Annotated in this window: 4 protein-coding genes; all 4 read left to right on the top strand. The window is 35.4% G+C overall.

Annotated elements, in window-relative coordinates:
- Positions 1 to 164 precede the first annotated feature (164 nt).
- Genes H3001_RS18835 through H3001_RS18850 form a run of 4 tightly spaced genes read left to right on the top strand, consistent with a single transcriptional unit; the run spans position 165 to position 3,539 of the window.
- Positions 165 to 1,259 carry a methyltransferase gene (locus H3001_RS18835; protein WP_181215767.1) on the top strand — a complete coding sequence of 365 codons (1,095 nt, stop codon included), beginning with the start codon at positions 165 to 167 and terminating at the stop codon, positions 1,257 to 1,259.
- A complete protein-coding gene (locus tag H3001_RS18840) occupies positions 1,256 to 1,660 on the top strand; it encodes a 3-hydroxyacyl-ACP dehydratase (RefSeq protein ID WP_181215768.1) in 405 nt (134 codons plus the stop codon). Before H3001_RS18835 ends, H3001_RS18840 begins: the two co-directional genes overlap by 4 nt.
- Positions 1,657 to 2,097 carry an acyl-CoA thioesterase gene (locus tag H3001_RS18845; protein WP_181215769.1) on the top strand — a complete coding sequence of 147 codons (441 nt, stop codon included), beginning with the start codon at positions 1,657 to 1,659 and terminating at the stop codon, positions 2,095 to 2,097. The genes H3001_RS18840 and H3001_RS18845 overlap by 4 nt, the downstream gene beginning before the upstream one ends.
- A complete protein-coding gene (locus H3001_RS18850) occupies positions 2,085 to 3,539 on the top strand; it encodes a beta-ketoacyl-[acyl-carrier-protein] synthase family protein (protein ID WP_181215770.1) in 1,455 nt (484 codons plus the stop codon). Before H3001_RS18845 ends, H3001_RS18850 begins: the two co-directional genes overlap by 13 nt.
- Positions 3,540 to 3,626 lie beyond the last annotated feature (87 nt).

A 3,626-nucleotide genomic window follows, 5' to 3' on the forward strand; every position in this document is an offset into this window, starting at 1 on the left:
CGGATTACGAAAACCTTCTTCCCATGACAATATGCAAATAATAATCGTTAAATTTGTGGACTCTTTTTTAGACGGGTGCCTGCTGGCGCCCGTCTAAAAGGGGACACCCTAAAATTGGAAACTTACTTTAATTTCTATAGATTCTGGAATTAAATTAATTGAAAATGAAACTTACACCTCAATTAAAGAAAATATATTCCCATGAGAGACTTACGGCAATAGAAGCTCAAAGAAGAGCACAAGAAATTGCTTTTGGTCCAATAGTCTTTCAAGTATCAAGACTTATGGTAAAATTAGGGATTCTTGAACTATTGTCAAATAATAGAGAAGGTTTAACTCAGGAACAGATAGCAGAAAAAACAGGACTAAGTTTATATGCTGCACAAGTTTTATTGGAAGCATCTTTGTCTATAGGAACAGTCTTGATTAAAGAAGATATGTATCAACTGTCTAAAACTGGTTGGTTCCTTCTCAATGACAATATGGCAAAGGTGAATATGAACTTCAACCATGACGTAAACTATAAGGGCTTATATAATCTGGAAGAAGCTCTCCTGGAAGGTAAACCATCCGGATTAAAATCTTTCGGAGAGTGGGCGACCATATACGAAGCCTTGTCAAGTTTGCCGGAAAATGTGCAAAATAGCTGGTTCGGTTTTGATCATTTCTATTCTGATGAATCATTTGAAGCTGCTCTGAGGATTATATTTGATGAAACAAAGAAAGTAAACAGGATATTAGATGTTGGTGGAAATACTGGAAGATGGGCAACAAAATGTGTTCAATATAATCCATCTGTTGAAGTAACCATTATGGATTTGCCACAACAGGTAGCAATGATGCGTGAACTTACAAAGGATATTGACGGTGCAAACAGAATACATGCATATCCATGTAATTTATTAGACAAGTCAGTTGAGTTCCCAACTCCAGCATTTGATGTAATTTGGATGAGCCAATTCTTGGATTGTTTTTCGGAAGAGGAAGCAACAAGTATATGTAAAAGAGCTGCGGAGTCAATGGATGAAAATTCAAGACTATATATTATGGAAACTTTTTGGGACAGACAGACGTTTGAAACAGCAGCTTATTGCCTCACATTAACTAGCATATATTTTACAGCTCTAGCAAATGGTAATAGTAAAATGTATCATTCATCTGATATGGAAAGATGTGTCAATAATGCCGGTCTTGAAATTGAAAAGATTGTTGATGGCTTGGGATTAGGACATTCAATAATGATCTGTAAGAAAAAATGAAAATAATTGATTTAATACCGCAAAGGGATCCGATTGTTATGATAGACAAATTTGTTGGTATAACAAATGGTATCTCAGAAACTCAGTTAACAATCAAAGATAATAATATTTTTGTGGAAAATGGCTGCTTTACTGAATTTGGTCTTATTGAACACATAGCTCAATCAGCTGCGGCAAGAGTGGGATATATTTGCAAAAATGAATGTAAGCCCATACCGATAGGTTATATAGGTGCTATTTCCAATATGGAAATAGTGTTCCTGCCGAAGATAAATGACATGTTAGAAACTAGAATTGAAATTCTACAAGACGTTTTTAATATTACTCTTATCAAGGCTGAGTCTTTTACTGATGGTCGTTTAGCGGCAAGTTGTCAAATGAAAATTTTCTTGAATTCATGAAGAAGAAATATGATTCTATACCGTCTTTAGTAGGCATAACAAAGGCTAAAGTTCGGTTCAGTGAGGTAGATTCAATGAAAATAGTTTGGCATGGTTCGTATGTAAAATACTTTGAGGATGGAAGAGAAGCATTTGGCCGAGAATTTCCAGGCATAGGGTATATGGATATATATGCTAGCGGATATATGACTCCAATTGTAGATTTACAGATACAGTACTTAACCCCGCTTACTATAGATGATGACATCATTATAGAAACAAAGTATATTCAGACGCCTGCTGCTAAGATTTGCTTTGAATATCTCATACGAAAATCAGATAGCAATGTGATTGTTGCAAGAGGCAGTTCCGTTCAGGTCTTCATAGATAACAGTGGAGAAATGTGCTTGAACAATCCTCTGTTTTACGAGAAATGGAAAGAAAAATGGATAAAGTAAAACAAGTATATATAGGACATGACAGTTTGATTACATCTTTAGGAGAAAAGATGCAAACCTTCTATGCCTTGGAGCAAAAGGAGTGTGGGCTCTGCTATAATGAAAAATATGGAATGATTGTAGGGGCGATAAATAGGGACTTACCTTTAGCATATCAACAAGAGGGATGCACATTCTTTGAATCGTTAGTGATAAATAATATATTAGCAATTATCAACGAATCAAAATTAGAGATAAAAGACCAAAGGCTTTTGGTTATTTTATCTACAACAAAAGGTAATATCAACAAATTAGAAGAAAATGTCAGTCCAGTCCCAGAAGATGCATTTTTAGGTACAACTGCATTGAAGCTACAAGCATATTTAGGATTTTCAAATTTGCCATTGATTGTTTCCAATGCTTGTATTTCTGGAGTGTCAGCCCTAATCATAGCCAGAGAAATTATACTACAAGGTAAATATGATAATATTATTGTAGTCGGCTGTGATACGTTAAGTCCATTTATAACAGAGGGATTTGCTTCATTTAAGTCTATTAGTTCAAAACCTTGTAGACCATATGATAAGAATCGTGATGGGCTATGTCTGGGAGAAGCATGTGGGGCTATACTCTTAACATCAGATAAAAGTCAAGCCAGGCGCCCATATTTGTATCTTAACGGCGGTGCTATAACCAATGATGCAAATCATATATCTGGTCCGTCAAGAACCGGTGACGGATTGTATTTAGCTATTGAAAGGGCATTAAGCGAAGCTAACCTAGATAAAAATGATATAGGCTTTATAAACGCACATGGCACTTCAACTGTATATAATGATGAAATGGAGAGTAAGGCTATTGCTTTGGCAGGACTTACTGATAAGCCTATAAATAGTTTTAAGTCATATATAGGCCATACTTTAGGTGCTTCAGGCGTGGTAGAAACCATACTGTGCATTCAAGAACTTCTAACAAAAAGAGTTTTTGCAACTTTAGGATTCGAGGAACTTGGAACTTCATGTACCATAAGCGTAAGTTCTAATGAACAGACGTTTACAAAAGAGGCATTTATAAAAACGGCTTCTGGATTTGGTGGATGCAATGCTGCCATTGCTGTTTCTTCTGAATGTTATAAAGGTATCCATCCAAACTATGATATTCATGTAAAAGAAGTATGTCATTACAGCTTGCCAGTTTCATGTGAAGTATTTCATGATTTTATTAGGGCAGAATACAAGAAGTTAGGTGAGACCAACATGAAATTTTATAAGATGAGTGATTTATGTAAGGCTGCATATGTTTCTATGGCAAATCTGTTGGAACAGTATTCATTGAATCAATATTCGCCAGAAGATATATCCATAGTTCTAGCAAACAGGTCTTCGTCTCTTGATGCGGATATAGAGCACCAGAAAGTCATCAATAAGCATTGTATATTAATTAAACGTTGTACTTTTGTATAAAGTTTCAACATCAAAGTGTGGAATAAGACCGACGTAAGCTTAGTCATTTAGATTGTTTCGAATGTTCAGCCCCCACACTTTTACATC

The sequence above is a fragment of the Phocaeicola faecicola genome (assembly GCF_013618865.1).
GTDB classification, from domain to species: Bacteria; Bacteroidota; Bacteroidia; order Bacteroidales; family Bacteroidaceae; genus Phocaeicola; species Phocaeicola faecicola.

Bases quoted from the DNA above. Each gene is read 5' to 3' on its own strand.
- H3001_RS18835 (WP_181215767.1), top strand. From the start codon at position 165: ATGAAACTTACACCTCAATTAAAGAAAATATATTCCCATGAGAGACTT.
- H3001_RS18840 (WP_181215768.1), top strand. From the start codon at position 1,256: ATGAAAATAATTGATTTAATACCGCAAAGGGATCCGATTGTTATGATA.
- H3001_RS18845 (WP_181215769.1), top strand. From the start codon at position 1,657: ATGAAGAAGAAATATGATTCTATACCGTCTTTAGTAGGCATAACAAAG.
- H3001_RS18850 (WP_181215770.1), top strand. From the start codon at position 2,085: ATGGATAAAGTAAAACAAGTATATATAGGACATGACAGTTTGATTACA.